We start from the raw sequence: 555 nt of genomic DNA, 5'->3' as shown, positions 1-555 counted from the left end.
CCAGCAGCTTGAGCAGCAGGTGCTCGACCTCGACCTCGTATTGCCCGCGCGACATGCACAGGCCGGCCGCGCTCTCCATCGCGCCGCGTACGGTGGGGTTCAATCGCGCGATCAGTGCGCGCAGGTTCAGTGCCATGACTGGCCTCCCATTGCAGAGAATCGGAATTCGGTGTCGAAGGTCGGCTGGCGGCTGCGGCGGCCGCGCAGCCAGGTGTTCCAGCCCAACTGTGGACGGTCGCCGTCGCGTGCGCCCAGCCGCAGCGGCGGCACCTGGTCGGCGCGCAGCGACAGCCGCACGCGCAGGTCCAGGGCGAGCCCGGTGAGGAAGCGCGCCAGTTCCACGGTGTCGCCCAGCAGCGCGCCGCGCGGCAGCAGGGCGTTGAAGCGGCGGCGGTCGAGCGGCCCGATGGTCAGGCGCAGGGTGGTCTGGCGGTCCCAGTAACAGCGCCCGAGCACCGCGCCGGCGCCGAGCGCGTGGTTGGCCTGCCCCAGCCGGGTACGCGCCGCCGGGGCGATCGGCTGCCAGGTGCCGAGGCAGCCGGTGGACTGCACCGG

Annotated in this window: 1 protein-coding gene; it reads right to left on the bottom strand. The window is 73.2% G+C overall.

The features are described from left to right. Nucleotides 1-126 precede the first annotated feature (126 nt). Nucleotides 127-555, bottom strand: a 429-nt coding sequence (locus tag ML342_RS11695; RefSeq protein WP_240127190.1) for a type VI secretion system baseplate subunit TssG, incomplete at its 5' end; no start/stop codon positions are given.

It is taken from the genome of Thermomonas alba (genome assembly GCF_022419205.1).
GTDB classification, from domain to species: Bacteria; Pseudomonadota; Gammaproteobacteria; order Xanthomonadales; family Xanthomonadaceae; genus Thermomonas; species Thermomonas alba.
This window is presented reverse-complemented; position numbering and strand designations above follow the sequence as displayed.